Annotated in this window: 27 protein-coding genes and 1 pseudogene; 14 read left to right on the top strand and 14 right to left on the bottom strand. The window is 55.9% G+C overall.

Going from position 1 to position 23,878, the window contains the following annotated elements:
* Positions 1–283: 283 nt before the first annotated feature.
* The 8 genes from F8N85_RS18380 to F8N85_RS18345 all read right to left on the bottom strand — a co-directional run bounded on the left by F8N85_RS18380 (position 284) and on the right by F8N85_RS18345 (position 6,486).
* Positions 284–1,747: a hypothetical protein gene (locus tag F8N85_RS18380; protein ID WP_150804961.1), complete on the bottom strand. Its 1,464-nt coding sequence runs from the start codon at positions 1,745–1,747 to the stop codon at positions 284–286.
* A complete protein-coding gene (locus tag F8N85_RS18375; RefSeq protein WP_150804960.1) occupies positions 1,734–2,024 on the bottom strand; it encodes a hypothetical protein in 291 nt (96 codons plus the stop codon). The genes F8N85_RS18380 and F8N85_RS18375 overlap by 14 nt, the downstream gene beginning before the upstream one ends.
* On the bottom strand, positions 2,024–2,434 hold the full coding sequence (locus F8N85_RS18370; protein WP_150804959.1) for a hypothetical protein: 411 nt from the start codon (positions 2,432–2,434) through the stop codon (positions 2,024–2,026). The genes F8N85_RS18375 and F8N85_RS18370 overlap by 1 nt, the downstream gene beginning before the upstream one ends.
* 9 nt (positions 2,435–2,443) lie before the next feature.
* Positions 2,444–2,713 carry a hypothetical protein gene (locus F8N85_RS18365; protein ID WP_150804958.1) on the bottom strand — a complete coding sequence of 90 codons (270 nt, stop codon included), beginning with the start codon at positions 2,711–2,713 and terminating at the stop codon, positions 2,444–2,446.
* A gap of 519 nt (positions 2,714–3,232) precedes the next feature.
* Positions 3,233–4,189, bottom strand: coding sequence for a tyrosine-type recombinase/integrase (locus F8N85_RS18360; RefSeq protein ID WP_150804957.1), 957 nt, complete (start codon positions 4,187–4,189; stop codon positions 3,233–3,235).
* 218 nt (positions 4,190–4,407) lie between these two features.
* The gene (locus tag F8N85_RS18355; protein WP_412072503.1) at positions 4,408–4,572 is read right to left on the bottom strand and encodes an integrase; all 165 of its coding nucleotides are present in this window, start codon (positions 4,570–4,572) and stop codon (positions 4,408–4,410) included.
* 585 nt (positions 4,573–5,157) lie between these two features.
* Entirely contained in the window at positions 5,158–5,400 is a 243-nt protein-coding gene (locus F8N85_RS18350; RefSeq protein WP_224795712.1) for a hypothetical protein, read from the bottom strand.
* 51 nt (positions 5,401–5,451) lie between these two features.
* Positions 5,452–6,486 (bottom strand): AraC family transcriptional regulator, encoded by a 1,035-nt coding sequence (locus tag F8N85_RS18345; protein ID WP_150804955.1) that lies wholly within the window; start codon positions 6,484–6,486, stop codon positions 5,452–5,454.
* A gap of 83 nt (positions 6,487–6,569) precedes the next feature.
* Here F8N85_RS18345 and F8N85_RS35035 point away from each other — a divergent pair.
* From F8N85_RS35035 to F8N85_RS18330, 5 genes and pseudogenes are all read left to right on the top strand, one after another.
* Positions 6,570–7,274: pseudogene (locus F8N85_RS35035) on the top strand (sterol desaturase family protein); the annotation flags it as partial.
* Positions 7,275–7,586: 312 nt separating this feature from the next.
* Entirely contained in the window at positions 7,587–7,850 is a 264-nt protein-coding gene (locus F8N85_RS34570) for a hypothetical protein (RefSeq protein ID WP_191636206.1), read from the top strand.
* Positions 7,851–8,231: 381 nt separating this feature from the next.
* Entirely contained in the window at positions 8,232–8,408 is a 177-nt protein-coding gene (locus F8N85_RS34565) for a hypothetical protein (RefSeq protein WP_191636204.1), read from the top strand.
* A gap of 290 nt (positions 8,409–8,698) precedes the next feature.
* Positions 8,699–8,929 carry a hypothetical protein gene (locus tag F8N85_RS18335; RefSeq protein ID WP_224795709.1) on the top strand — a complete coding sequence of 77 codons (231 nt, stop codon included), beginning with the start codon at positions 8,699–8,701 and terminating at the stop codon, positions 8,927–8,929.
* Between the two features lie 180 nt (positions 8,930–9,109).
* A complete protein-coding gene (locus tag F8N85_RS18330; RefSeq protein WP_150804953.1) occupies positions 9,110–9,373 on the top strand; it encodes a hypothetical protein in 264 nt (87 codons plus the stop codon).
* 398 nt (positions 9,374–9,771) lie between these two features.
* Here F8N85_RS18330 and F8N85_RS18325 read toward each other — a convergent pair whose 3' ends face one another.
* Positions 9,772–10,446 (bottom strand): polysaccharide lyase family 7 protein, encoded by a 675-nt coding sequence (locus tag F8N85_RS18325; RefSeq protein ID WP_150804952.1) that lies wholly within the window; start codon positions 10,444–10,446, stop codon positions 9,772–9,774.
* Between the two features lie 430 nt (positions 10,447–10,876).
* A complete protein-coding gene (locus F8N85_RS18320) occupies positions 10,877–12,214 on the bottom strand; it encodes a serine hydrolase domain-containing protein (RefSeq protein ID WP_150804951.1) in 1,338 nt (445 codons plus the stop codon).
* Between the two features lie 138 nt (positions 12,215–12,352).
* On the opposite strand from F8N85_RS18320, the gene F8N85_RS18315 reads away from it, so the two are divergent.
* Positions 12,353–12,808, top strand: a complete 456-nt coding sequence (locus F8N85_RS18315; RefSeq protein WP_150804950.1) for a DUF2214 family protein — start codon at positions 12,353–12,355, stop codon at positions 12,806–12,808.
* A gap of 391 nt (positions 12,809–13,199) precedes the next feature.
* Here the strand turns inward: F8N85_RS18315 and csrA are convergent, their stop codons facing one another.
* The gene (csrA, locus tag F8N85_RS18310) at positions 13,200–13,394 is read right to left on the bottom strand and encodes a carbon storage regulator CsrA (protein ID WP_007920550.1); all 195 of its coding nucleotides are present in this window, start codon (positions 13,392–13,394) and stop codon (positions 13,200–13,202) included.
* 248 nt (positions 13,395–13,642) lie between these two features.
* Here csrA and F8N85_RS18305 point away from each other — a divergent pair, with 248 nt between their 5' ends.
* Positions 13,643–14,014 carry an SPOR domain-containing protein gene (locus F8N85_RS18305; RefSeq protein ID WP_150804949.1) on the top strand — a complete coding sequence of 124 codons (372 nt, stop codon included), beginning with the start codon at positions 13,643–13,645 and terminating at the stop codon, positions 14,012–14,014.
* Between the two features lie 78 nt (positions 14,015–14,092).
* On the opposite strand, the gene F8N85_RS18300 is transcribed toward F8N85_RS18305, so the two are convergent.
* The 3 genes from F8N85_RS18300 to F8N85_RS18290 form a co-directional block, all read right to left on the bottom strand.
* On the bottom strand, positions 14,093–14,782 hold the full coding sequence (locus F8N85_RS18300) for an endonuclease (RefSeq protein ID WP_150804948.1): 690 nt from the start codon (positions 14,780–14,782) through the stop codon (positions 14,093–14,095).
* A gap of 4 nt (positions 14,783–14,786) precedes the next feature.
* Complete coding sequence (locus F8N85_RS18295; protein ID WP_150804947.1) at positions 14,787–15,068, bottom strand: DUF1654 domain-containing protein; 282 nt, start codon at positions 15,066–15,068, stop codon at positions 14,787–14,789.
* Between the two features lie 225 nt (positions 15,069–15,293).
* Entirely contained in the window at positions 15,294–16,382 is a 1,089-nt protein-coding gene (locus F8N85_RS18290; RefSeq protein WP_150804946.1) for an asparaginase, read from the bottom strand.
* A gap of 484 nt (positions 16,383–16,866) precedes the next feature.
* Here F8N85_RS18290 and F8N85_RS18285 point away from each other — a divergent pair, with 484 nt between their 5' ends.
* From F8N85_RS18285 to F8N85_RS18255, 7 genes are all read left to right on the top strand, one after another.
* On the top strand, positions 16,867–17,823 hold the full coding sequence (locus tag F8N85_RS18285) for a sugar ABC transporter substrate-binding protein (protein ID WP_150804945.1): 957 nt from the start codon (positions 16,867–16,869) through the stop codon (positions 17,821–17,823).
* A gap of 57 nt (positions 17,824–17,880) precedes the next feature.
* A complete protein-coding gene (locus F8N85_RS18280) occupies positions 17,881–19,434 on the top strand; it encodes a sugar ABC transporter ATP-binding protein (protein WP_150804944.1) in 1,554 nt (517 codons plus the stop codon).
* On the top strand, positions 19,431–20,408 hold the full coding sequence (locus tag F8N85_RS18275) for an ABC transporter permease (protein WP_150804943.1): 978 nt from the start codon (positions 19,431–19,433) through the stop codon (positions 20,406–20,408). Before F8N85_RS18280 ends, F8N85_RS18275 begins: the two co-directional genes overlap by 4 nt.
* Positions 20,409–20,411: 3 nt before the next feature.
* A complete protein-coding gene (locus F8N85_RS18270) occupies positions 20,412–21,431 on the top strand; it encodes a LacI family DNA-binding transcriptional regulator (protein ID WP_150804942.1) in 1,020 nt (339 codons plus the stop codon).
* Positions 21,432–21,454: 23 nt separating this feature from the next.
* Positions 21,455–22,372 (top strand): ribokinase, encoded by a 918-nt coding sequence (gene rbsK / locus F8N85_RS18265; protein WP_150804941.1) that lies wholly within the window; start codon positions 21,455–21,457, stop codon positions 22,370–22,372.
* On the top strand, positions 22,369–22,773 hold the full coding sequence (gene rbsD / locus F8N85_RS18260; RefSeq protein WP_150804940.1) for a D-ribose pyranase: 405 nt from the start codon (positions 22,369–22,371) through the stop codon (positions 22,771–22,773). Before rbsK ends, rbsD begins: the two co-directional genes overlap by 4 nt.
* Before the next feature lie 75 nt (positions 22,774–22,848).
* Positions 22,849–23,847, top strand: a complete 999-nt coding sequence (locus F8N85_RS18255; RefSeq protein WP_150804939.1) for a nucleoside hydrolase — start codon at positions 22,849–22,851, stop codon at positions 23,845–23,847.
* Positions 23,848–23,878: the final 31 nt, after the last annotated feature.

Here is a 23,878-nt window from a genome sequence, read left to right as displayed (position 1 = left end):
AAGCAAGAGCAAGAGCAAGAGCACGCCACGTAGTGGCATACGCAAATAAGAAAGATCAAGAGCGGAATACTAGTAGGTGCTTCGCTTTTGATTCTCTCTTTAATGCGTGCTCTTTGTCAGCTTGCTGACGTTGCTTTTGCTTTTGATTGTTTAGTATTAAAGTGTGCGAAATCTCTTAGAGTATCTTTAAGGAAAATTACACAGTAAGATTAAGAAATTGTTCCATTTCTCTTAAGGAGCCTTTAAGGAAAAGTGAACAAAATATTTGTCGCCGCTGCACAATTTATGCTGCCTGTTTAAGTCCAACTGTCCAACGTCTGATTTGAAGGTAAGAAACAGAAAGTTTCTGAGCAATAGACTGTCGGTCAATACCTTCATTCTGAAACATTACAATTGCTTCAGCCTGAAGAGCAGCCTTGGCTTTCTTTTTATCAGACTTTTGCTTCTTCCAAGGCGTCATAGCGAAGTCAGTGTTTATAGTCGCTAAGCGTCCAAGCTTCTCTTGAAGGTATACAGCCATATCCATGCTCTGAACGAATAGCGTAACAGGCTCTGTGCTACTCCTGTCCCGAAGTGATGTTCTAGCTACAGCTTGTAAGGTACTTTCATAGAAGCGTTCAAACTCAATGGCCTTGCGTACTTCTGCAACAGGAACACCAAGCATTTCGCCGAGTGTGTGAAAGCTTAGTGCGTCATCACAGCTAACATTCCCATGTTGAAGGCATATAGCAATGTGTCTGTCTTGGTAGCCGTTAATGCCCCTGCTATCAATTGGTAGCTTGGTTATGCTGTCACTGAAATTGTACTGCATCCATTGATGCGCAAAGGCTAACCCTTTCTCATCCCCTACCATGGCGGTGATGCAACGTAGCCAATCAGCTAGCTGCACCCCTTCATCCCAAGTATCAGCAGGTTTGCCATTACGCTGCATCATGCTTTGAGTCTTTGAATACTTTGTAGTCAAGAAAGGGTGAAGCTCAACCCGCTTTCCGTAACCATCGAACTCAGGTGTGAATAGAGACGGTTCAAAGCGCCAACCTTGGTAGGTGGCATGGATGCCTAGCAGCGTGTCCTGTACATTGTTAGCGAGGATGTGAACGCTATTGGCGTTAGAGAAAGCTGGTAGGAAATCTCTATACCTCACTATGCGCACAAGTCGCTTGCCCTTGTTTGTCTGTGCCTCTACCTCAACACTACATTTGGGAGTCAGCATTGCTTTGAGAACGTCTAAGGCTGAGTCGCTGAGAGCGCTGCTGTCTTTGGCCTTAATCATATTCTCAACTAAAGCAATATTCTCAAGTTTGAGGGCAGCTTTCTTTTCAGTGTCCACGGTTAGGTAGTTACCTAGGCTTCCAAGGTAGCTAATGCTGTCGAACTGATAGCCCTTACAATCAGAGACGCTAGGAACCTCATCTACTACTAGCTCCCATCCTTCTAGGAGGCGAGGGTCAACACGCCGTAGGGCCTCATGCGTAATCATAACTAGCGGTTGAGTGTATGCAGCTAAGACTTTCTCAAGGTGTGCTGTCACATGGTCCACAGTGTCGGACGTGATGACCAAAGGAGATAGACCTACTTTTACCTTAATGGTTAGGGCAAGCTCTTTGATAAGAGTGTTGGTAGGCATCGCATACACAATCTTGCTGGTGTGCATGAGTGTAGGTAGTGCTTCGATAAACTTAGTTGACTTGCCGCTTCCTGGAAGGGCTTCTGCTACGTAAATGACCTTCGGCTCACTTAGGCTCAATCAGTTTTCCCTCTCTGAGTAGGGTGTCTACTACCTTGGTAAGATAGCTAGGGTGGGTGAAGTTACCTGTCAGCTCATGGGGAATTGTCTTGTGACCTTTGACAGCCAGAACCTGATAGAACCCATACGGGTTCATGCCGTACTCGATTAGTTTGTAGTCTCGTATGCCTGAGATGAGGCGGTTCTTCTGCTCAATGCTACAGTCAATAGCGCCTAGCTCAGAGCGTCGCTCTTGCAGGGCTTTAAGATCTGATTCACTCATGTAAGTATTGCCCATTACTTCTCTCCTTGGTTGTAAGTGGCACGGATAGCAGCCATAAGCTCAGCTTGCTCTCTCATAGTTGCTCCAGTAAGCATGCTCTTGGTAGTGCCTGTTACGTTCCCGTGTTCATCACGTTGAAGAATGCTCTTCTGAGTTTGAGGGGCGAAATCTTTATAGGCGTTATCCACATCCATTAGCTGGCGCACCAGAGGGTCACGCTTATATATTTCATCAGCTACTCGCTGCTTAGATTCCTTCCAGAGTGAAAGAGCGTCCTTGGCAGAGCTAAGGGGCTTGCCTCTTGGTTGAGGGGGTTCCTCAGTTAGCTGGTAGCCTTGGCCAATAAGTTCTGTAAGAACGCCCATAGGAGTATTGCCGGTGCGGTGGGCGAGCTCGTTTACGTCACTCATAGTGATAGTTTTCATAGTGGTTCCTTAAGCTTCAATGACGCGATATTGGTATGGAGAGTTGGTGTTGTCTGCTGACTTACGCCTTTCAATCAGACCAACACTCATCAGGTGCTTTGTTACGTAGTCAACGCTACGGCGTGGTAGTGCGGTTGCTCCAGAGAATGTACCTCTGGATATGGTGGCCCAGCCTGTATCATCTTCACTGTTACGAATCATTAGATAGATGATCTTGCGGGGTAGGGTATTTAATGCTTGATGCTGTACAGCTACAATTTCTTCTAGCGTGATGCTCATGTTTTATACTCGATTGTTTTTGGGGGAAATGGTGCTTATTTCTTTTGGTTAAACACAGTCCTACCCCCTCATTGACTCAGGAGGTAAAGTTTAACTAGGTAGAAAATCAACACCCTTATATGTATATACTTATTTTTGAGAGAAAAGGGTGCAGGGAGGGTTGAAAAGAGTTACTAGCCTTATATGTATATACTTATTTTTAGGAGTTTCGTATACATAAGAGGTTGAAAATAGTTATCAGCCTTATATGTATATACTTATATCTGAGAGGAAAGTACTCAGCGTGGGTCGAAAATAGTTACCAGCCCTATATGTATATACTTATTTTTGAGAAGAAAGGGGACACGTACCCTTAAATTATTTTCTAAAGGTAACTCTCAGTAGCCATCATCCCATTACTATAGCCTCCTGTAACCTCCTGTAACCTCCTGTAAGCCCCTGTGAGGGGGCTATTAGGTGGAGCGGCTATATTGGGTTAGACTAACTATCTATCGTCGCTCCTATGAGCTTACAGGAGGTCTAGTCAATCAAGTGAAGTACATCCTTAGCGTTCAAGTGAGAGTATCTAGCTACAGACCTAGTGTCCCTATGTCCTGAGACAATCATTATCTGAGCGTTGTTAAAGCCTTTCTTGGCTACATTAGTAATCCGTGTATGTCTTAACTGGTGGAGTCTTACGCTACAGTCCAAGCCAGCTTTGTTCCTTGCCAATCTGACCGCCTGTGAGACGCTATGAGGCGTCACAGTAAACAGTCTTCCCCTGTGTGCTCGGTCTGCTAGAGCTAGTCTCTGAGCTTCTTTCAGTAGCTCTATGGCACGCAAGGTTAAGGGCACAGACCTAGTGCCGTTCTTCCCATCAATCACATCCGCAATTCGTTCCTCCAGGTGAAGGCAATTAACTGTGAGCTTGAGTATCTCTGAGCGTCTCATAGCGGTTTCATAGGCAAGCTCTACGATGAGAGCCATGGTGGGGGATAGCTTGTTGAGCAATTGTCTAAGCTCGCCAGCACTGATTACCTTGTCGCTGGACTTGTCTGGTTTGGGTAGGGTTATGTCACTTACGGGGTTGTGTATGTCGATTAGCAGGCCACGCTTAGCGAACCTGAAGAAACGGGACATGAACGCTAGCTGTGTACGACAGGTAGCAGGCTTGACCGTCTGTAGACGCTTCAGCTTGAAGTCATTGACTAGCTGAGGGGTGATGTCATGGATTGACTGAGGGAAGGCAGCAAAGAGCTGATCAACGATCTTGATTGCATGGTCGTAGCTACCCTTACCCTTGAGTAGGGTTTCACAGTAGGTCATGCCTAGGGTGTAAAGCGTATGGGTCTGGTGTTTCTTGGTGACAGCTTCAAGCTGGTCAGCCCATGCCTGAGCCAATGCCTGAGTAGGGAAGGTTTTAGACTGGGCAGGTTTTCCTTTCAGTCGTATCTGAGCGTTCCAGTTTCCTGATGGTAGGGAGCGGATGTTAGCCATTGTTGACGCCTCATGATGTGAATGGGCGTTCTCTTAGGGCCTTGAGCTACGTGGCTCAGCGCTTAGCAGGGTGGCTCTTGACATGGTGGGGGTCGTTGGTTCGAGTCCAATCGCGCCTACCAAACAAAATCCGCTCTGCTGGGCGGTCTAGAAGGGCTCACCGAAAGGTGGGCCCTTTTTTGTTGTCTGCGATTTGCAAAACTTTGCAAAACCCCCACTCAGAACGCCAACTCGGCGTCCACCTCCAGGTACTCGATTACTTTTTCGTCGTGCCCCTCCTGATAGTGCTTCGTCATCTTCTCGTCCGTATGACCCATCAAACCCTGAATGTATTCCTGAGCAAAACCCTGCTGCTCGTACAGCCATGCACCCAAAGCGCGGATCTCGTGAAAAGTGGGGCGCTCGCCGGATGGCGCTCGCCGGATGGCGCGTGTCGTATGCGTGCGCTGCGTCCCGGGCCTTGCTGAACTCCTTGGTCAGATAGTCCGGTGTCACCGAGGTCCAGTGGTCCTTCGCATCGATCTGTTCCCGGCGCCGGGCTTTCGGCTTGTAGTGGATCAGGTACGGCGACACCACGGACGACCGCAGGCACTCGCCAACCACCTCGCGCAACGCCGCGCCCATGGTGATCTTCAGGTGGATGGGATTGTCGTAGCCCTGGGTCTTGCCGGGCGACACCGTCAGGGGGGCATGAGAATGTGTCTCGGTGGTCATAGGAAAAGTTGGCTAAGCTCAGGCGGTTAAATTCTCAGGGGTTACAGCCATGACGAAAAAACTCATCTGCCAGAAATGCAAACAAGATACGTCCGTAGAGCTTTGCTTTGACGAGGACATCGACGGTCAGGTCTTCAATTGCGAGCACTGTGGCGGGAGGCATGTTGAGGTTGAGATCAGCAAGCTGTCGGGATCCCCTGTCTTGAGCAGGTTCCGATTAGATGAAAATGAGTGATAGTGCCGTCGACCCGGCATCAGGCCTTCAGGCTGGCGTATGTGTGTTTGTGGGCTATTGGTTGATGGCCCGGTATGAGCCGGATCAAAGAGAGGCGCGATGAAAGCTCGGCACCGGTGACCGGATCCACGAACAGTCCGCGATCAATGATGTAACTCTCGTCGAAGCCCTGGGCCCGCTTCAGTTCTGGTGGCTGCAGCATGCGCAAAGTGATATCCACCAGCACATAACCGCTGGTTCCAGCGCATGCCGGATCTGCCACGGCGATACCCCGGCACCCTTGACGTGCACTTTCCGTATCTGCTGATGAGCTTTATTCGGTAGTGGAGCTGCGTAATCGCAGCCGGTAAGCATAGGGCGCCTGCCCGCTCCAGCGCCGGAATGCGCGGGTAAACGCGCTTTGCTCGGAGTAACCCAGTAACTGGGCGATTTCAGTTAACTGCAGACTCGGCTCGGCCAGATAATCCTCGGCCAGGCGCTGGCGGATACTCTCGCGTAGCTCCCTGAAGTTGATGCCGTCGACAGCCAGTCGGCGATGTAAGGTACGTGCCGAAACGTGTAGCTCGCTGGCTACCCGATCCAACTCCGGCTGTCCTTCGCGCACCAGGCGGACGATGCAGCGTCGTACTGCATGCTCGAAATCGCCGCTGGGCGGCAATAGCGCCAGCAGGTCATTGGCCTGCCTTTCCAGGATATTCAGCAGGACCGTATCAGGCTGCCGCATTGGCAAGGTCAGCAACGCTTGCGGAAAACGAATCGAGGTTTGCGGCTGGTCGAACAATACTGGACAGCCAAACCAGTCTCGGTATGGCTGGATGTCGGCCGGCGGCGGATTGGGAAAGCGGATTTCCCGGGCTACGATGTGGCGACCGGTAACGTTGCGCGTCAGCTGCAACAGCGCGGTGATGGCGCACTCGTCCACCAGCGGCCCGGGACGGCCCTTGTCGACGCCCCACTCCAGCAGCAGGTCGCTGCCCTCCAAGGTGCTTCGCATTGGATTGACGTCATACAGCAGGCGCTGGTATTGCAAGGCACGGGCCAGCGCCGCACCAAGGTTCGGACAAGCCAACAGCACATAGCCCATTATGCCGAAATGAGCCGGCGTAATAGTCTGGCCCAGATGAAGGCCTAGCAAGGGGTCATTCAAGTGTTCGGCGGCGCGCTGTAACAAGTCGCGCCAGGCCGCTACCGGGTAACGCTGCGAGCTGCGGTCGGCAGTTTGCGGCGCGGCGACGCCCAGCAACGCGCCGGCAACCACACCCCGCGTTTCAAGGTACTCATACAGCAGCCGCACGTAGGTGCTAGGGACTACGCCCCGAGGCGGAGAATCCGTTATGGTTTGGTTCATGGCGAGAACTGTCAAATAATTGTCTGCCGCGGTCAAGCCATTAAGTTTTCCCTGGGCCAAAATCCAGAGCATCGACCAAGGGTATGGAGCGGTGCATCGTGATAGATCTGATTGCCTGGATGGAAGCCACTTTCGGCTCTCATATAGAATGGAAGCAAGTAGTGCTGATCGGCATGACACCTTTGTTCCTGGTCGGCTTTGCCATCGAATGGCAGGTCATGCGCAAGCGCGGCAAGCGCCAGCAGTTCTCTTGGAAGGACATCTGCACGAACCTCACCCTCGGCACCAGCTACCAGCTGTTCGAGCTGGCGGCGCATGTGATATTCGTCGGCGCCGCCATATTCTGGTTCTGGGACCATCGCTTCTTCACGATTCCAATCAACGGCTGGACCTTGCTGCCAATTTTCCTAGGCATCGAATTCTGCTACTACTGGTTCCATCGCTGCAGCCATCGCGTGCGCTGGTTCTGGAGCGCCCACGTCGTGCACCACAGCGGCGAGCACATGAACATGACGACCGCCATGCGCCAATCGATGCTTTATTCGATCACCGGCTGGTGGCTGTTTTTCATGCCGCTGGTGCTGCTGGGTGTGCATCCGGCGGTGGTGTTCATCCTGTACGCCTGCAACCTGGTGTATCAGTTCTTCATCCATACCGAAAGCGTCGGCAAGCTGCATCCTGTTCTGGAGTACCTGTTCGACACTCCCAGCAATCACCGCGCTCATCACGGCCGTAACGACTGTTATATCGACAAAAACTACGGCGGCGTGCTGATCATTTTCGACCGCCTGTTCGGCACCTACGTACAAGAGCAGGAACCCGTGGATTACGGCATCAAACGTCAGGTCTACAGTTACAACCCGCTAACCCTCAACTTCCATGAGTTCATCGCGATGTGGCGCGACGTGGCACAGCCGGGAAGCCTGATGCAGCGCCTGAAGCACTTGTGGGCGCCGCCGGAGCATGAGCGTCCGCCCCAGCTTGAGCGGCGCCTGCTTGCGCATCCTGATCAACCTGCTGAACCAGCAGGGCGTGGTCAACCTCAACGAGACCTTGAGGGATTGTGATGCGTTGTCTCAGCAGGCCAACCGGCTGAAGCAATGGGTCGACAGCTTCAAGATTTGACCGCTGTTTCGGTCAACCGAATGCTAAAAAAGCAAAACCCTGAAGGTTGGCGCCTTCAGGGCTTCTATTTTCGCCATCATCCCTTAATGTCTGGCGAAGATGACTGGCAGGCTATCAGAGCCTTTAACGGCAAGCATCAGAGATTGATCTTGCCGCTATTCACTGGTTTTTCGATCGGCCGACCTTTTCTTTTCCGTGATATTGAAAGAGTAAGTAAGCTCTTACGCCGAGCGCAGTGAGGCATAAAACCATGCCTACGATGAATTGAAATGTGGTCATGGGATCCCTCCAAAACAATCAACAGAAAACCATCCCATTCCAGGCTGCCTTAGGCAAGCCGTGACTTGTTACCGATTGTGGATTCTGGTGTGGAGAGGATCGGCAGGGACGCCGGGGATGGGTTACTACTGTGCAGTGGCTGCCATCGGCTACGTTGTCTTCGTAGAACCTTGCTCCATCTGGTTGATCCAAATTCGCTAGGCTGCACTCATCTGTTCCGCGGGTTGCCGTTGGGGAGTGCATGCGCGTGATTTAGGGGTGAGTAATTAATTTACTTTGAGCGTTGGCGATTTGGCGCTTCTCTAAATCTTGTGGGAACAAGACCGCTTGTGAGGTGAGCTATGGCCAGTAATCAGCGTCCGCCAGATACAGAGAATCCCGATGAAGCCCTCATGCCAGGAGAGGTAGAGAGGGATAACGATGCCCTTCGCCCGAATGGCCCGGCGAAACGACGGGCCGATATCAACCCGGATGACCAGGATCTGGATGATTTGAAGGAAAACGGCCGACATCTGTAATGAATCGAGGAATTGAAAGCGTAGGCCAGGATGAAAAGGATGGGCTGCCCCAGTAAATCGCAGGCAAAGAAAAGCCCGCGATGGGGATTAGCGGGCTTAAGATCTTGCAAGGAGCAGGAACAACAATACGCACCAAGTCGTGAAAAAAATGTTAACGCCAGAACGAAAAGCCCGGCGCTGGCCGTTTGTGTGCACCTGCCGCTCGTCAACTCAATCGCACCTCACTCTCAGTCCTGACTTCAAACCTGTACGCCCCAGAATTGCTGGAGCTCAACAATAGTGAGGTGCGTATGGCTACCAGTTCGAGTGTCCAGGACAAGAAGATGCAAGGGTCAGCCCCTCCCAAACCAGAGTCGGACGCAGGCAAGCCGCCGGTCGATCCTGAACGTCCCGGCAAATACGATCCGCTGCGCGGTCCGGACGAAGTATCGAATGGGCGCCCGGAAGATTGGAAAGACCCCGCGGAGATGGATCTGCCGGCGGCCGATGAGCAGACGCCGCTATCTGATGACAGGCGGTAAGTACGAAAGCCGAAAGCCCGGCCAGTGAGTGTTTTCTTGCTCAAGAAAACACTCACTGAATCCAGGGTTCCTGGGGGAACCCCCTGACGCTGATCAGCCGCTAAACCTCTGGTCGGGTGCGTTGAACATCAGACCGAGCTATCTGATCCATCCAGAAAGAACTTCAGGATTGCCGATCTCATGAAATCCTTTCAAGACGGTCTGCTGACGCCAGATGAAGAACGCAAGCTGCTAGCTCTCAGTTCCTGGCACGACGCCTTGGATGATCGAGCACTTCGGATGAACTGCCCGGATGTCTATCACGATGAGTTACTTCGGCACGCAGATGAGATGGACCGGCTGAAAATAGTCACTTGGCAAGAGTGGCGTGACCTTCGGATCGAGGCTGATCAGGCTTATTTGCGTGCCGTTGCAGGTGAAGATTTCACTCTGAGGCCAAAGTAGAAAGATCTGCGCTTTAGTGGGGCTGGAGAGGGTGCGGATGATTTTTCACCGGCCAAAAAAGAGCCTCAGAGCTCTTTGATGGGGAGAAAGAAGAGCCGAAGAGGCTCAAGTTGCGTGTGAAGCGAATGGCGAGCTTGGTAGGCGTTCAGAACACTCACCACCCACGCAATTGCCAGGGTACTTAAGCAACTGCGTAGAACTATCGTAGGAAGGTGAGGTTTTTTGTTCAAGTGCCGTTAATCGCACGGCGAGACTCATCTCCGCCGCTTCTCTCCATGACCGTATGCGACAGCGAGATAGGCCTTCGCCATCTCGCTACCGACGATCCATCAGTACAGCTGAAGAAGTACAGCTGAAGACAAACCTCCTGATACAGGGCGAGATGTCCTCACCCACAATTAACCGTGCGTTATGGAGAGATCGCTGATGATGCAGATCGAACCATCGTCTGGATCAGTGGTGTCGGAATAGTCGATCTGGTTGTACACGCCGCCGTGGAAGGCGAGTGTCTTGGTGTCCCAGGTGTTATCGAGGCGAAGAATTGGAGAAGTGGATTTGCTGCCGTTGCAGCTGGCGGAAACCGAAACGGCTCCGCTGTCATTGGCGTGGATGTTGACTTTGAACAGCGCACCGAGTGGAACGTTTTCCAGGACCGTGGTGTTCACCGGGTCTTCTTGAAGGTAGCTCGAGCGAAAACCCATGGTGATTTTACCCTTGTTCCAGAACACCTTGACGGGCGGTCTCTCGGAACCTTTCACATGAATCTGGGCAATCACCACTTTCTGCGCCGAATTGACTTTCGTCACCCGCATTTCCTGCCGATTCCAGTGATCCGCCGCGCTGGCAAACAACCAGTAGCCGGGTTCCTTCCATTCACAGCGAGTGCGGTGGGTGCTTTTGCTTGAAGCGCCGGTTGTTGGCGCTGTGAGTTGAAGCGAGCCGTCGTCGAGCATCGAAATGATGTCCGGGCATTCGAGCAGCGCCCTCCAGCCGATGATTTCAAGGGCGATAGGATTGGTTTCGGAGATGGGCAGGGGAGTCGCGATGGTGTAGTTGCTGATATCGACTGTCATGATAATTCCTTGGACATGAAGTTTATGAGTCAGCTCTTTTTGAGCCCGATCGGTGTCTGATGCAGGCCTACATCCCACTGCCCATTCGGTGAATGGGCAGTGGTGATGCTGACTGAATCGGTTCCTGGTTTTGCCTTGTTGTCTGCAGGTTTCGAGCTGGGTGTAAATGCCGAGCCAGTCGTCGATGTCTTCATCGAGATTGAGGGTGCCCACTAGATATACTGTAAATATATACAGTAGTACAGTGGTGGCAATTCGGTCATGGCAGGCGATGATCTGTAGAGGTTTTCAGGGTTCGGTCGGTAGAACGCCGGAGAAAGGGCGGATCATGTTACGAAGATGAATCGCTAACATCTTGATTTTTATGGAATAAAATCGGGTTGCGAGGATTTCGCAATCGCTCATGCAACCCGCAGTCCCTGGCATTGGTTCAAGGCTTGGCCAACAGGTGCCTGGCCAGTGCATCAAAGGCCGGCAACGTAACCGGATCGTTAGCCGAGTTGCTGGCGACCGGGTGGGAGGCATAGCGAACTATCACCAGCTCGGCTTCCGGATCGATGTAGATCCGTTGCCCGTGCACGCCGCGAGCCATGAAGGCGCCACCTTCCTTGTCGGTGACCCACCACATCGAGCGATAGCTCCAGCCCTGCAAAAGGTTGTAACCGGCCTGGGCAAATGCCTGTTTGTCACCGCCGTGGCGAATATCATCGACCACTGCCTTGGGAACGATCTGCTGGCCATTGAATTGCCCGTTGTTGCGCAGCATCTCGGCAAAACGTGCCAGGTCACGCAGACCGGTATTCAGGCCTCCGCCGGCAAACGGAGTGCCGATCGAATCGACGGTGAAGTAGGCATCCTGCTCAGCGCCAAGGCGACTCCAGATGCGCTCTGAAAGTAACTGCGCGACGTTGCGGCCGGTGGCCCTGGCGATCACCCAGCCGAGCACGTCGGTGTTGACTGTCTTGTAGCTGAAGGCGTTGCCGTGTCGCCCTTGCAGCTGCACTGTCTGGAGAAACTCGTAGTAGCTGCGAGGGCCGGTGTAGTCCTTGGGTTTCGGCAGCGGGCTTCCGGCTCTGGCATGAGCCCAGACTTCGGCGTTCGGGTCGGCGTAGTCCTCGCTGTATTTCAGCCCGGTGGTCATATCGAGAACCTGGCGCACGCTGGCGTCGCCGAATGCGGAGCTGGCCAATTCAGGTACGTAATGATCAACACGCTGCCTGGCGTCGATGCGCCCCTCGGCTACCAACGTTGCCCCAAGCGTGCCGATCACCGACTTGGTCACCGACATTGCCGCGTGCTGGCCGTCCTCCTTGAGCACGCCGAAGTAGCGCTCATAGACGATTCTGCCGTGATGCAGGACGACGATCCCATCGGTATAGGTGGCGGCCAGGGATTGTTTCCAGGTCATCGACTGTGTTGCGCCGAGCGGCACGAAACTGACCTCATCCAGGTCGTTGCGCAGGGCCCGAGGCAATGCAACGGGTGACCCCAACCCACGGGAGACGTTGACCGTGGGCATGAGCTGGCGAAAATTCGAGACGCTCCAGCGCATGGCCGGGAACTGGAAATAGCTGCCATCTTCAAATCGAACGGTCCGCTCGGCAGGAGGCGGGGAGCCCACCATCCAGCCCAGCTTTTCCGGGTCACTGGCCGCGGAGTCGGGGAAAGTCGATGACGCCGCGCCACAGGTGGCCGATGCCAGCAGGCTGATCAGTAGCGCAGCGGTGCGCTTGGCGATGGGTTTGGAGCAGCGGGGATGGTCAGGCATGGGGTCGATTCCATTCGAGAGAGCTTGTCGAGTTTTGAAACAGACTATCAGCTCCTGACGGCTGCTTCGCAAAGTCGCGGGTTATGGACTACTACTGACAGGCCTATTTCTTGCGTCATTGAACGGAGATTCAAGTCGATGCTCATGCACTGGTTTCTTGCGGCAATCCATCTCTTGGCCTTCGCCCTGGCGCTGGCGTCGGTCATTGCGCGGGGTACCGCGCTGCGCCGGATCACAGAAGACGTCGGGCAACTGCGCAGGGTTTTGCTGGCGGACAGTTTATGGGGCATCTCGGCCCTGGTGCTTCTGCTCACGGGCGGCCTTCGGGCGTTTGCCGGTTATGAGAAGGGTACGGACTATTACCTGCACCAACCGCTGTTTCATCTGAAGATGACCTTGTTTGTTTTCATCCTGTTGCTAGAGATTGCGCCGATGATCAGCCTGATCAAATGGCGGATCGCCTTGAGCCGAGGCATGGCGATCGATACCGGGCGGGCGATACTGTTTGCCCGGATCAGCCATATCGAGGCATTGCTGGTGGTCATGATGGTCGTAGCCGCAAGCGGCATGGCACGTGGGGTGGTGTTCGGTTAGCGTGGGGGTGCGAGGCTTCGCAGGTGTGCAAGTACCGGATTATCCCGCGAGCAAAAAAAATGGGAGTCCCTCTCTCGCAGCGTATGGCCACATTTTGGCTGATTGCCGTCATCAAACTCGGAAACTTCCGACATTCGGGGCACTGAGGCGTTGCTAGTATCGACCCAAGCGTTTTTTGTCATGGCGCAGAGGAGGGTTATGTCGATAGCGTGCATACCCGTTCTGATTGGCAGGTTCTGAACTGAATGGGTTGCGCTGGCGGTGGCGAGTTGGACCTGCGCCGCGGCCAAGGAGAAGGGAATAGCTGAAATCCAAGCATGACGAATCAAATGAGCTTACAGGTTTTTCGCCAGCCATTGCTGTGGGAGTAAAGGCTGGCTACTGGCGAAGCTCAGGGCGTCTCGCGTTTGTCCGGGGCAGTCAAACCTGCCTGGATACGCTGATAGATTTCTTCGCGATGAACAGCGACGTCTTTCGGGGCATTGATGCCAATCCTGACTTGTTGGCCGCTTACGCCCAGAATGGTGATCGTAATATCGTCACCGATGTTTATGCTTTCACCGACTTTGCGGGTGAGTATCAGCATGATCTTCTCCTTGATTGCTTGGTAGGGGTACCTGATTCAGACAATGCAGATGTCGGTGGTACGTATAGATTACTGCGAAGTGACACAGTGTGGATGCCTCTTTCTGACGCGTAGCCGCGCTATTAATTCCCAAGGTGCAACTATACAGAGCCGATAAACATCATTCTCGTATTTTAGAGCGTGTTTGCGGGGCCGCGTATCTATCGTGGGTGGTAAAATCGCCAGCTTGAACTCTTGAGGGGAAGGCTGTGCGTAAACTGGCGATGGGAATGGCGATGCTGGTGCTGGCTGGGTGTGGTGAAGGCACCAATGTGGAGCACAAGGTTGCATCGTCGTCGGCGCCCGCGGCGCAAACTCCTGCGACCGAGGCAGCGCCACAGTGGGATGTCGAGGTCAAGGGTGACACCTTGCTGGCGGTGAGCGATCTGACCGGCTGGTTGCTCGAACACGGTTTCGTTTCCAATGTGATCAGGGACGGCGCTACACAGCGGATTTTCATCGGCCCCTTCAGTTCCAGGGCCGAAGCTGAGGCCAGGCAGGTACAGCTGACCGAGAGCCTGGTCCGGGCGAAAAAACGTAATATCGTGTCAGTGGTGGTCGAGCATCAAGCGGCTCAGTGATCCGTTGCCCCGGCACGTTGGAAACTGAAAAGGCCTCGAGACGGTGGTGTCCGAGGCCTTTTCAGTTTCAGCAATGGGTCAACCGCAGGCTTTCAAATCCACCGGCCCGACGAACTCGTTGCCTCGCCCCATCACGCACGCCACGCTTTGATTGCGTTGGCGTTCCCAGTTCTGCACCGGATAGGTTTTACTCCAGGCTTCGTAGAGTTGGCGGTCCTGTTTCGACAGACGCAAGTTGTACTGTTTGCTCATGTAGAAGTAGGTACGGGCGATCATGCCGCGAATGGATGGGCGGGGCATGACCTTCCTGGCCTTGAAATCGACCTGGGTCAGGCACGAGCCGTACTGCCCGGGTTGCACGGGAAGCCAGCCAAAACTGAAGTTGCTTCGATCCCCATTCACTTCGCCGATGCTCGGCACCAGGTTGTGCAGGTCCGCCTCGGCACGCTGGTAGGTCGGATCGTTGCGGGTGCAGTTCTTGCGGCCACCGTCTTGCCAGCATTGGCGTTGATGACCAATATGCCAGGCAGGGACAATATGCTCCCACTCGATGCGTGCCGCGCGGTTGGCGTTCTTGCGCGGTACATATCCACAGGCAGCGAGGTCGACTCGGTTGCCGGTGTATTTGCAGCCGCAGTAGAACTCGGTGGATTGCGGTGCATACAGCTTCCAGGCGACTTTCTTGGCTTCGTTGAAGGTGCGTGGGGCGGCGGCCTGGGCACTCAAGGCGCCGAGGAAAAAGACCAGGACAAGTAGACGAACAAGCATTGAGTCAATCTTCCTTCGGCACGACCCAGAAAATTTGCACCCCACCATCGTCGCGGTAGGCGAGGGTGACGTTGTCGTTCTCGGCGATTTCCTCCAACAGTTGCTCCCACTCGTCCACCGGTTCGTCCGGGAGCCGAAAGATCAATGCGGCTTTGGCCTTCTGTGCGTTGGGAGAATTGATGATTTTCTGAACGCGCAAACCGAGGCGTTCATAAGAGCCTGGAGGGGTAGTCGCTGCTGCTGAGGTAATGGCCACGGAGGATTCCTTATTAAGCTGTACGTGCATACAGTATTTAACTGTAGGCAATTTCGCAACTGCTTAAAATTCAAGAAGTTCTTCTGACAGCGATTTATCCGGTTTGGTGTAGGCAGTGGGGACTTTTTTTACGGCCGTGGGAGTTGCAGTGGCCAGGGATGGGGCGGGACGAGAAGCCTGTTGCAGAGCCACTCGCCAGCGCTGGCGAGTGGTCGTTACCGTTACCCGGTCAGACAAGACCGGGCGAGGGCTGAATCAATATTCCCAGAACATGCGTTGCAGTTCTTTGCTGTCCTGGGTCTTGGTTAGCGCGACCATCGCCAGGATCCGGGCTTTTTGCGGGTTCAGGTCATTGGCCACGACCCAATCGTATTTGTCGTCAGGCTGTTCTGCGTTGCGCAGGACAAAACCACCGGCATTGACGTGGGACGAACGGATGATCTGCACGCCATCCTTGCGCAGCGCCTGCAAGGCTGGAACCACGCGCGAAGAAACGGAACCGTTACCAGTGCCGGCGTGGATGATGGCTTTGGCGCCGGATTGAGCCAGGGACTTGTACGCGGTGTCGCTGACATTGCCGTAGGAGTAAGCGATTCCGACGTCAGGCAGGCTCTTGATGGTTTTGATGTCGAATTCCGAATCCATGGTGTGACGCTTGGCCGGCAGGCGGAACCAGTAGGATTTGCCTTCGACCACCATGCCCAGCGGGCCCCAGGCGCTTTTGAAGGCTTCGGTCTTGATGTTGATCATTTTGCTGACATCACGACCCGACTGAATTTCGTCGTTCATGGTCACCAGTACGCCTTTGCCGCGAGCGTCCTTGCTGCTGGCGACAGCGACGGCGTTGTACAGGTTGAGCATGCCGTCAGCAGACATCGCGGTACCTGGACGCATCGAGCCGACGACGATGATCGGCTTGTCGGTTTTTTCCACCAGGTTGAGGAAGTAAGCGGTTTCTTCCAGGGTGTCGGTGCCGTGGGTGATGACGATGCCATCGACGTCTTTGCTGTCGGCCAGTTCGGCGACGCGGCGACCCAGTTGCAGCAGGTTGTCGTTGGTGATGCTTTCGGACGCGATCTGCATGACCTGTTCGCCACGCACATTCGCCAACTGGCTCAGCTCGGGCACACCGGCGATCAACTGCTCGATACCGACTTTGGCCGCTTGATACGTGGCGCTGTTCGCGGCGCTGGCACCCGCGCCGGCGATAGTTCCGCCAGTAGCGAGGATCACCACGTTAGCCAGCTTCTGTTGGGTTTCGACTTCTTTTGCTTGCAGGGTGGCAGGGAGGAGCAGCAGGAGGGCCAAAGCGCCCGGAACAAAGGTGTTGAAGGCAGATTTCATTATTTTTCTCTCTAGTTGTAATGATGGTGCTGATGCAAGTTCATCTAGAAACACCCCAGGCAGATCTGAATGCCGTGGGGGACTGGAGAGGAGCAGGATCTGTACCATTCGCAGCGGGTCGAGAAAAATATTATAACTATCTGATTTGTAACATTATTTATTGATTGTCCCATTTTGTTGTGTGAGTTTGTGTCCGGTTTTCCGACGATAGGGAAGTTTGGTGTTCGGTTGTCCGAAGAAGTCCTACGTAAAAAACCTGCATGTCCTGCTTGGGGAGGAAACTGAAATCCTTTGTATCAGCGCGTCTGACGCACAGGAGGTCAAAGGCATTTTCTGGTCGTTGACAAATGCCGACGGGATTCCCATAGTTTGGTCTACGCAAACGTTTGCGAGTGTTTCGCGAGGGCTTGTCTCGCCAGACCCGGAAATCTTTGTTTCACCCGCTATCGTTGCTCACAAATAATCATAAGAACGGAGTGAACCCATGAAGCTGCCATTCGCTGGACGTCTTCTCGCTGTCGCTATGCTCGCAGGCGCAACCGCCGCGCTGCCGTTTTCCTCGGCCTTCGCCGAAACGCCGGAAAAACCCAAAGTCGCCCTGGTCATGAAATCCTTGGCCAATGAATTCTTCCTGACCATGGAAGATGGCGCCAAGGCCTACCAGAAAGAGCACTCCGCAGACTTCGATTTGATTTCCAACGGGATCAAGGATGAAACGGACACCGCCAACCAGATTCGCATCGTCGAGCAGATGATCGTTTCGAAGGTCAACGCGCTGATCATCGCACCGGCCGATTCCAAAGCCATGGTGCCGGTGATCAAGAAGGCGGTCGACGCCGGTATCACGGTGATCAACATCGATAACCAACTGGACCCGGCGGTGGTCAAAAGCAAAAACATCAGCGTCCCGTTTGTAGGGCCGGATAACCGCAAGGGTGCCCGTCTGGTCGGTGAGTATCTGGCCAAGGAGCTGAAGGCCGGTGACGAAGTCGGCATCATCGAAGGTGTCTCCACCACCACCAATGCCCAGGCGCGCACCGCCGGCTTCAAGGATGCGATGGAGGCGGCACAGATCAAGGTCGTGTCCCTGCAATCCGGTGACTGGGAAATCAACAAAGGTAACCAGGTCGCCTCGTCGATGCTGAGCGAATACCCGAACCTCAAAGCGCTCCTGGCCGGCAATGACAGCATGGCAGTCGGCGCTGTTTCCGCGGTGCGCGCAGCCGGCAAGGCGGGCAAGGTCCAGGTGGTCGGTTACGACAACATCAACGCGATCAAGCCGATGCTCAAAGACGGCCGTGTCCTGGCGACCGCAGATCAGTTTGCTGCCAAACAGGCGGTATTCGGCATCGAAACCGCGCTAAAGATCTTGAAGGGTGAGAAGGTCGAAGGCGGCAGCAATGGCGTGATCGAAACTCCGGTGGAACTGGTCACCCAGTAGCTATTCTGGCGGCACACTGGCGCTCGCTCATACGGGCGGGCGCATGGAGAGTTTCTTATGTCAGTTTTCGCCCCGAACGCGGTCCTCTCGGTCAGCGGTATCGGCAAGACCTATGCTCAGCCGGTGCTCACCGGCATCGACCTGACGTTGATGCGTGGTGAAGTGCTGGCGCTGACCGGTGAAAACGGCGCAGGCAAAAGTACCCTGTCGAAAATCATCGGCGGCCTGGTCACGCCGACCACCGGTCAGATGCAGTTCCAGGGGCAGGATTACCGTCCCGGTAGCCGCACGCAGGCCGAAGACCTGGGGATCCGCATGGTCATGCAGGAACTCAACCTGCTGCCGACCTTGTCCGTCGCCGAAAACCTGTTTCTCGACAATCTGCCCAGCCATGGCGGCTGGATCAGTCGCAAGCAATTGCGCAAGGCGGCCATTGAAGCGATGGCTCAGGTCGGGCTGGATGCGATCGATCCGGACACCTTGGTCGGTGAGCTGGGCATCGGTCACCAGCAGATGGTCGAGATCGCCCGCAACCTGATTGGCGATTGCCATGTATTGATCCTCGACGAGCCGACCGCGATGCTCACTGCCCGCGAGGTCGAAATGCTCTTCGAGCAGATCACCCGCCTGCAAGCGCGTGGGGTGGCGATCATTTACATCTCCCATCGCCTGGAAGAACTGGCCCGTGTCGCCCAGCGCATTGCCGTGCTGCGAGACGGTTGTCTGGTCTGCATCGAGCCGATGGCCAATTACAACAGTGAGCAACTGGTCAACCTGATGGTCGGCCGCGAGCTGGGCGAACACATCGACCTGGGGCCACGGCAGATCGGCGCTACGGCCTTGTCGGTCAAAGGACTCAGCCGTTCCGACAAGGTCCTCGACGTCTCCTTCGAGGTGCGCAGCGGCGAGATCTTTGGTATTTCCGGGTTGATCGGGGCGGGGCGCACCGAGCTGTTGCGCCTGATCTTCGGTGCCGACACGGCAGACAGCGGCAGCGTCGCGCTGGGTTCGCCGGCACAGGTAGTGAACATCCGCTCGCCAGCCGACGCGGTCGGGCACGGGATTGCCTTGATCACTGAAGATCGCAAGGGTGAAGGCCTGCTGCTGACTCAGTCGATCAGTGCCAATATCGCCCTGGGCAACATGCCGGTGATTTCCAGCGGCGGCATCGTCAACGGTGCCGACGAGTCGGCCCTGGCCCAGCGGCAGATCAATGCCATGCGCATTCGCAGTTCGGGCCCGGCGCAGCTGGTGTCCGAGCTGTCGGGTGGTAATCAGCAGAAGGTGGTAATCGGTCGCTGGCTTGAGCGCGATTGTTCGGTGCTGCTGTTCGACGAGCCGACCCGGGGAATCGACGTCGGCGCCAAATTCGATATCTATGGCTTGCTGGGCGAATTGACTCGTCAGGGCAAGGCATTGGTGGTGGTTTCCAGCGATCTGCGCGAGTTGATGCTGATCTGCGACCGGATTGCTGTACTTTCCGCCGGGCGTTTGATCGAAACCTTCGAGCGCGACAGCTGGACCCAGGACGAACTGCTTGCTGCCGCGTTTGCCGGCTACCAAAAACGTGATGCGCTGCTCAATGAAGCAGCGCCTAGGGATATCCCATGACAACTGCACCTTCTGCCAGCAAACGTAGTGGCAACTATTATGGCCTGGGCACTTATCTGGGTCTGGCCGGTGCCTTGCTGGCGATGATTGCCCTGTTCTCGACCTTGAGCAGTCATTTCCTCTCCTATGACACCTTCAGCACCCTGGCCAATCAGATTCCGGATTTGATGGTACTGGCCGTCGGCATGACCTTCGTCCTGATCATCGGCGGTATCGACTTGTCGGTCGGGTCGGTGTTGGCGCTGGCGGCGTCGGCGGTCAGCGTGGCAATCCTCGGCTGGGGCTGGAGCGTCATGCCGGCCGCGGTACTCGGCATGGCCGTCGCGGCGCTGGCCGGTACCATCACCGGTTCGATCACCGTGGCCTGGCGGATTCCCTCGTTCATCGTGTCCCTGGGCGTGCTGGAAATGGCTCGCGGCGTGGCTTACCAGATGACTGGCTCGCGCACCGCTTATATCGGCGATGCCTTTGCCTGGCTGTCGAACCCGATTGCCTTTGGTATTTCGCCGTCGTTCATCATTGCCCTGTTGATCATCTTCATCGCTCAGGCGGTGCTGACGCGCACGGTGTTCGGGCGCTACCTGATCGGCATTGGTACCAACGAAGAAGCGGTGCGCCTGGCAGGTATCAATCCAAAGCCTTACAAGATTCTGGTGTTCAGTCTGATGGGGCTGTTGGCCGGGGTGGCGGCGCTGTTCCAGATCTCTCGCCTGGAAGCGGCGGACCCGAATGCCGGTTCCGGCCTGGAGCTGCAAGTCATCGCCGCGGTGGTCATCGGTGGCACCAGCCTCATGGGTGGGCGCGGTTCGGTCATCAGTACCTTTTTTGGCGTGCTGATCATCTCCGTGCTGGCGGCTGGTCTCGCGCAAATCGGCGCGACCGAGCCCACCAAACGCATCATCACTGGCGCGGTTATCGTGGTCGCAGTGGTGCTCGATACTTATCGCAGTCAGCGCGCACGTCGGCAGGCATGAATCATGGCAACCATCAAAGATGTCGCAGCGCTCGCCGGAATTTCCTACACCACGGTGTCTCACGTGGTGAACAAGACCCGGCCAGTCAGTGAAGAAGTCAGGATCAAAGTCGAGGCGGCGATCAAGAGCCTGGACTACGTGCCCAGTGCCGTGGCCCGCTCGTTGAAAGCGAAAACCACGGCGACCATTGGCTTGCTGGTACCCAACAGCCTCAACCCGTACTTCGCCGAACTGGCCCGGGGCATCGAGGATTACTGCGAGCGTAACGGCTACTGCGTGATTCTGTGCAACTCCGACGACAACCCCGACAAGCAGCGCAGTTATCTGCGGGTGCTGCTGGAAAAGCGCATCGATGGTTTGATCGTCGCCTCGGCCGGTGGTGACGCCGGCCTGGCTGCCGGTCTCGCCGCAGTACGCACGCCGATGGTGATAGTCGACCGCGGGCTGGAGGGGATCGATGCGGACATGGTGCGCATCGATCATGAATACGGCGCCTATCTGGCGACTCGCCACTTGCTCGATCTGGGCCACCGGGACATCGCCTGTATCGGCGGCCCGGCCCATACCAGCGTGGCGCAGATGCGTCTGGCCGGTTATTGCCGGGCGCTGAAAGAAGCCGGGGTGCAAGTGCCGCGGGAGCGAATGCTCGAGAGCGACTTCACCAGTACCGGCGGATACAGCGCTGCCGCCCGGCTGCTGGAAAAGAATCCGCCCAGTGCGATATTCGCCGGTAACGACATGATCGGTATCGGCGTGTTGCGTGCCGCGGCCGAGCGCAATATTCGCGTGCCGAGCGAGCTCTCGGTCATTGGCTTCGACGATATCCAGATGAGCCGTTATGTCTATCCGGCACTGACCACTGTGGGCCAGTCGATCCTTGAGTTGGGCGAGATGGCTGCGCAAGTCCTGTTGCGGCGGATCGCGAGCCCCCAACTGGCGACTGATCAGCGCATCGTGACCCCCAGCATTGTCTTGCGAGAGTCGACTGCGCCGCTGGCCGGCGTCTTCGACCAATTCCGCTGAACCGAATTGACGAGTATTGATGTATGCCAGCAAAAGTAGTGGTAGTAGGCAGCCTGAACATGGACCTGGTGACCCGGGCAGAGCGATTGCCGCGAGCCGGTGAAACGCTGATTGGCCAGTCGTTTGCCACCGTGTCGGGCGGCAAGGGCGCCAACCAGGCCGTTGCTGCGGCACGCCTGGGCGCGCAGGTGTCGATGATCGGCTGTGTCGGCGGCGATGGTTATGGCGAGCAGCTGCGAGCGGCGCTGCTGGCCGAGCAGATCGACTGCCAGGCCGTGACCACCGTCGAGGGTTCCAGTGGCGTCGCGTTGATCGTGGTCGATGACAGCAGCCAGAACTCGATCGTCATAGTCGCGGGCGCCAACGGTCAACTCATGCCCGAAGTGGTCAGCGCTTTCGACGCGGTGTTGCAGACCGCCGATGTGATCATCTGCCAGCTCGAGGTGCCGATGCAGACCGTCGGCTACACCCTCAAGCGCGGTCGGGAGCTGGGCAAGACCATGATTCTCAATCCAGCCCCCGCAAGCAGTCCGTTGCCGGCGCACTGGTATTCATCCATTGATTACCTGATTCCCAATGAAAGCGAGGCGTCGGCCCTGAGCGGCTTGCCGGTGGATTCGCTGGCAACCGCCGAAGCCGCCGCGGGTCGATTGATAGCGGCGGGCGCCGGTAAAGTCATCGTTACCCTCGGAGCCCAGGGTTCGCTGTTTGCCAACGGGCAGGGCTTCGAGCATTTCCCCGCGCCGAAGGTCAAGGCGCTTGACACGACGGCAGCGGGTGACACCTGCGTCGGTGGGTTTGCCGCGGCACTGGCGGCCGGCCAAAGCGAAGCCGAGGCCATTCGCTTCGGCCAGATCGCGGCCGCGCTGTCGGTCACTCGAGCCGGCGCACAACCTTCCATTCCAACCTTGTCCGACGTACAGGCCTTTAGCCCCTCATGAAAAAGACGCCGTTGCTCAACATCGCCTTGTCGCGATTGATCGCCTCTCTGGGTCATGGCGATAGGGTGGTGATTGCCGATGCTGGTTTGCCAGTGCCGCCCGGTGTCGAATTGATCGACCTGGCGTTGACCCAAGGTATTCCGGACTTCGTCAGCACCTTGCAGGTGGTGCTCAGCGAAATGCAGGTGGAAAGCCATGTGCTGGCCGAAGAAATCCTGCTCAAGCAGCCGCCTGCGCTGCAAGTGATTGACGAGCTGACGGCCAGGGCAGCATTGGGCGAGCGCAAGTTGCTCAGTCACGAAGCATTCAAAACCCTCACTCGACAAGCCCGTGCAGTGGTTCGTACCGGCGAATGTCAGCCGTATTGCAACATTGTGTTGGTCGCGGGCGTGACGTTTTAGACCGCTGTACCTCAACCAGGATTTCTCACGCACAAGGAGTGCGCCATGTACCGCTAAGCTCAGCTATTTCAACACCTGGTCCGGAGTCTGCTGCTTTTGTCATTGATCACCGCTACAAGCGCCCACGCGGCGGATAAAATCGAGCTGATTATCGACACCGATCCGGGTGCCGATGACGTCGTGGCCTTGTTGTTTGCCCTGGCGTCCCCTGAGGAGCTGAACATTCGCGCGCTCACCACCGTTGCCGGCAACGTGCGGCTGGACAAGACCTCGCGCAATGCCCGGCTGGCCCGCGAGTGGGCGGGGCGCGAAGACGTACCGGTGTATGCGGGGGCGTCGAAGCCCTTGTTGCGCACGCCGATCTACGCCGAGAATATCCATGGCAAAGAGGGCATCTCGGGTGTCACGGTGCACGAGCCCAAGGCCGGCCTGGCCGAAGGCAACGCGGTCAATTACCTGATCGACACCTTGCGCGCCGCCAAACCCCACAGCATCACCATTGCCATGCTTGGCCCGCAGACCAATCTGGCGCTGGCGCTGATTCAGGCGCCGGACATTACCCAGGGCATCAAGGAAGTAGTGGTCATGGGTGGCGCGCACTTCAATGGCGGCAATATCACCCCGGTCGCCGAGTTCAATCTGTTCGCCGATCCGCAGGCTGCTGAAGTGGTCCTCAACAGCGGCGTCAAGCTGACGTACCTGCCGCTGGACGTGACCCACAAAGTGCTCACCAGTGAAGCACGTTTGCAGCAAATCGCGGCGTTGGGCAACAATGCCAGCAAGGTGGTCGGGGATATTCTCTACGAGTATGTCAAAGCCGATATGGAGCATTACGGCATGTCGGGTGGCCCGGTACATGACGCCACTGTCATTGCTTATCTGCTCAAGCCACAGTTGTTCAACGGCCGACAGGTCAACATGGTGGTCGATAGCCGTGAAGGGCCGACCTTCGGCCAGACCATCGTAGACTGGCACGACGGTCTGAAGCAGGAAAAGAACGTGTTCTGGGTCGAGAGCGGCGATGCCCAGGGATTCTTCGACTTGCTGACAGCGCGCCTGGCCCGTCTCAAGTAAGCTTCAGTCCCGCGGGTGCCAGCCTGTGGGG

The organism is Pseudomonas fluorescens (assembly GCF_902497875.1).
Lineage (GTDB): Bacteria > Pseudomonadota > Gammaproteobacteria > Pseudomonadales > Pseudomonadaceae > Aquipseudomonas > Aquipseudomonas fluorescens_BR.
The sequence above is the reverse complement of the archived record's forward strand: the minus strand, read 5'-3'. Positions and strand labels throughout refer to the sequence as shown.

Excerpts from the sequence above, each read along its gene's own strand:
- F8N85_RS18375 (WP_150804960.1), bottom strand. The coding sequence starts at position 2,024 with ATGGGCAATACTTACATGAGTGAATCAGATCTTAAAGCCCTGCAAGAG.
- F8N85_RS18370 (WP_150804959.1), bottom strand. The coding sequence starts at position 2,434 with ATGAAAACTATCACTATGAGTGACGTAAACGAGCTCGCCCACCGCACC.
- rbsD (WP_150804940.1), top strand. The coding sequence starts at position 22,369 with ATGAAAAAGACGCCGTTGCTCAACATCGCCTTGTCGCGATTGATCGCC.
- F8N85_RS18275 (WP_150804943.1), top strand. The coding sequence starts at position 19,431 with ATGACAACTGCACCTTCTGCCAGCAAACGTAGTGGCAACTATTATGGC.
- F8N85_RS18270 (WP_150804942.1), top strand. The coding sequence starts at position 20,412 with ATGGCAACCATCAAAGATGTCGCAGCGCTCGCCGGAATTTCCTACACC.
- F8N85_RS34565 (WP_191636204.1), top strand. The coding sequence starts at position 8,232 with ATGGCCAGTAATCAGCGTCCGCCAGATACAGAGAATCCCGATGAAGCC.
- F8N85_RS18280 (WP_150804944.1), top strand. The coding sequence starts at position 17,881 with ATGTCAGTTTTCGCCCCGAACGCGGTCCTCTCGGTCAGCGGTATCGGC.
- rbsK (WP_150804941.1), top strand. The coding sequence starts at position 21,455 with ATGCCAGCAAAAGTAGTGGTAGTAGGCAGCCTGAACATGGACCTGGTG.
- F8N85_RS18300 (WP_150804948.1), bottom strand. The coding sequence starts at position 14,782 with ATGCTTGTTCGTCTACTTGTCCTGGTCTTTTTCCTCGGCGCCTTGAGT.
- F8N85_RS18345 (WP_150804955.1), bottom strand. The coding sequence starts at position 6,486 with ATGAACCAAACCATAACGGATTCTCCGCCTCGGGGCGTAGTCCCTAGC.
- F8N85_RS18295 (WP_150804947.1), bottom strand. The coding sequence starts at position 15,068 with ATGCACGTACAGCTTAATAAGGAATCCTCCGTGGCCATTACCTCAGCA.
- F8N85_RS18290 (WP_150804946.1), bottom strand. The coding sequence starts at position 16,382 with ATGAAATCTGCCTTCAACACCTTTGTTCCGGGCGCTTTGGCCCTCCTG.
- F8N85_RS34570 (WP_191636206.1), top strand. The coding sequence starts at position 7,587 with ATGGGTCGACAGCTTCAAGATTTGACCGCTGTTTCGGTCAACCGAATG.
- F8N85_RS18335 (WP_224795709.1), top strand. The coding sequence starts at position 8,699 with ATGGCTACCAGTTCGAGTGTCCAGGACAAGAAGATGCAAGGGTCAGCC.
- F8N85_RS18285 (WP_150804945.1), top strand. The coding sequence starts at position 16,867 with ATGAAGCTGCCATTCGCTGGACGTCTTCTCGCTGTCGCTATGCTCGCA.
- F8N85_RS18360 (WP_150804957.1), bottom strand. The coding sequence starts at position 4,189 with ATGGCTAACATCCGCTCCCTACCATCAGGAAACTGGAACGCTCAGATA.
- F8N85_RS18365 (WP_150804958.1), bottom strand. The coding sequence starts at position 2,713 with ATGAGCATCACGCTAGAAGAAATTGTAGCTGTACAGCATCAAGCATTA.
- F8N85_RS18315 (WP_150804950.1), top strand. The coding sequence starts at position 12,353 with ATGCTCATGCACTGGTTTCTTGCGGCAATCCATCTCTTGGCCTTCGCC.
- csrA (WP_007920550.1), bottom strand. The coding sequence starts at position 13,394 with ATGCTGATACTCACCCGCAAAGTCGGTGAAAGCATAAACATCGGTGAC.
- F8N85_RS18330 (WP_150804953.1), top strand. The coding sequence starts at position 9,110 with ATGAAATCCTTTCAAGACGGTCTGCTGACGCCAGATGAAGAACGCAAG.
- F8N85_RS18325 (WP_150804952.1), bottom strand. The coding sequence starts at position 10,446 with ATGACAGTCGATATCAGCAACTACACCATCGCGACTCCCCTGCCCATC.
- F8N85_RS18320 (WP_150804951.1), bottom strand. The coding sequence starts at position 12,214 with ATGCCTGACCATCCCCGCTGCTCCAAACCCATCGCCAAGCGCACCGCT.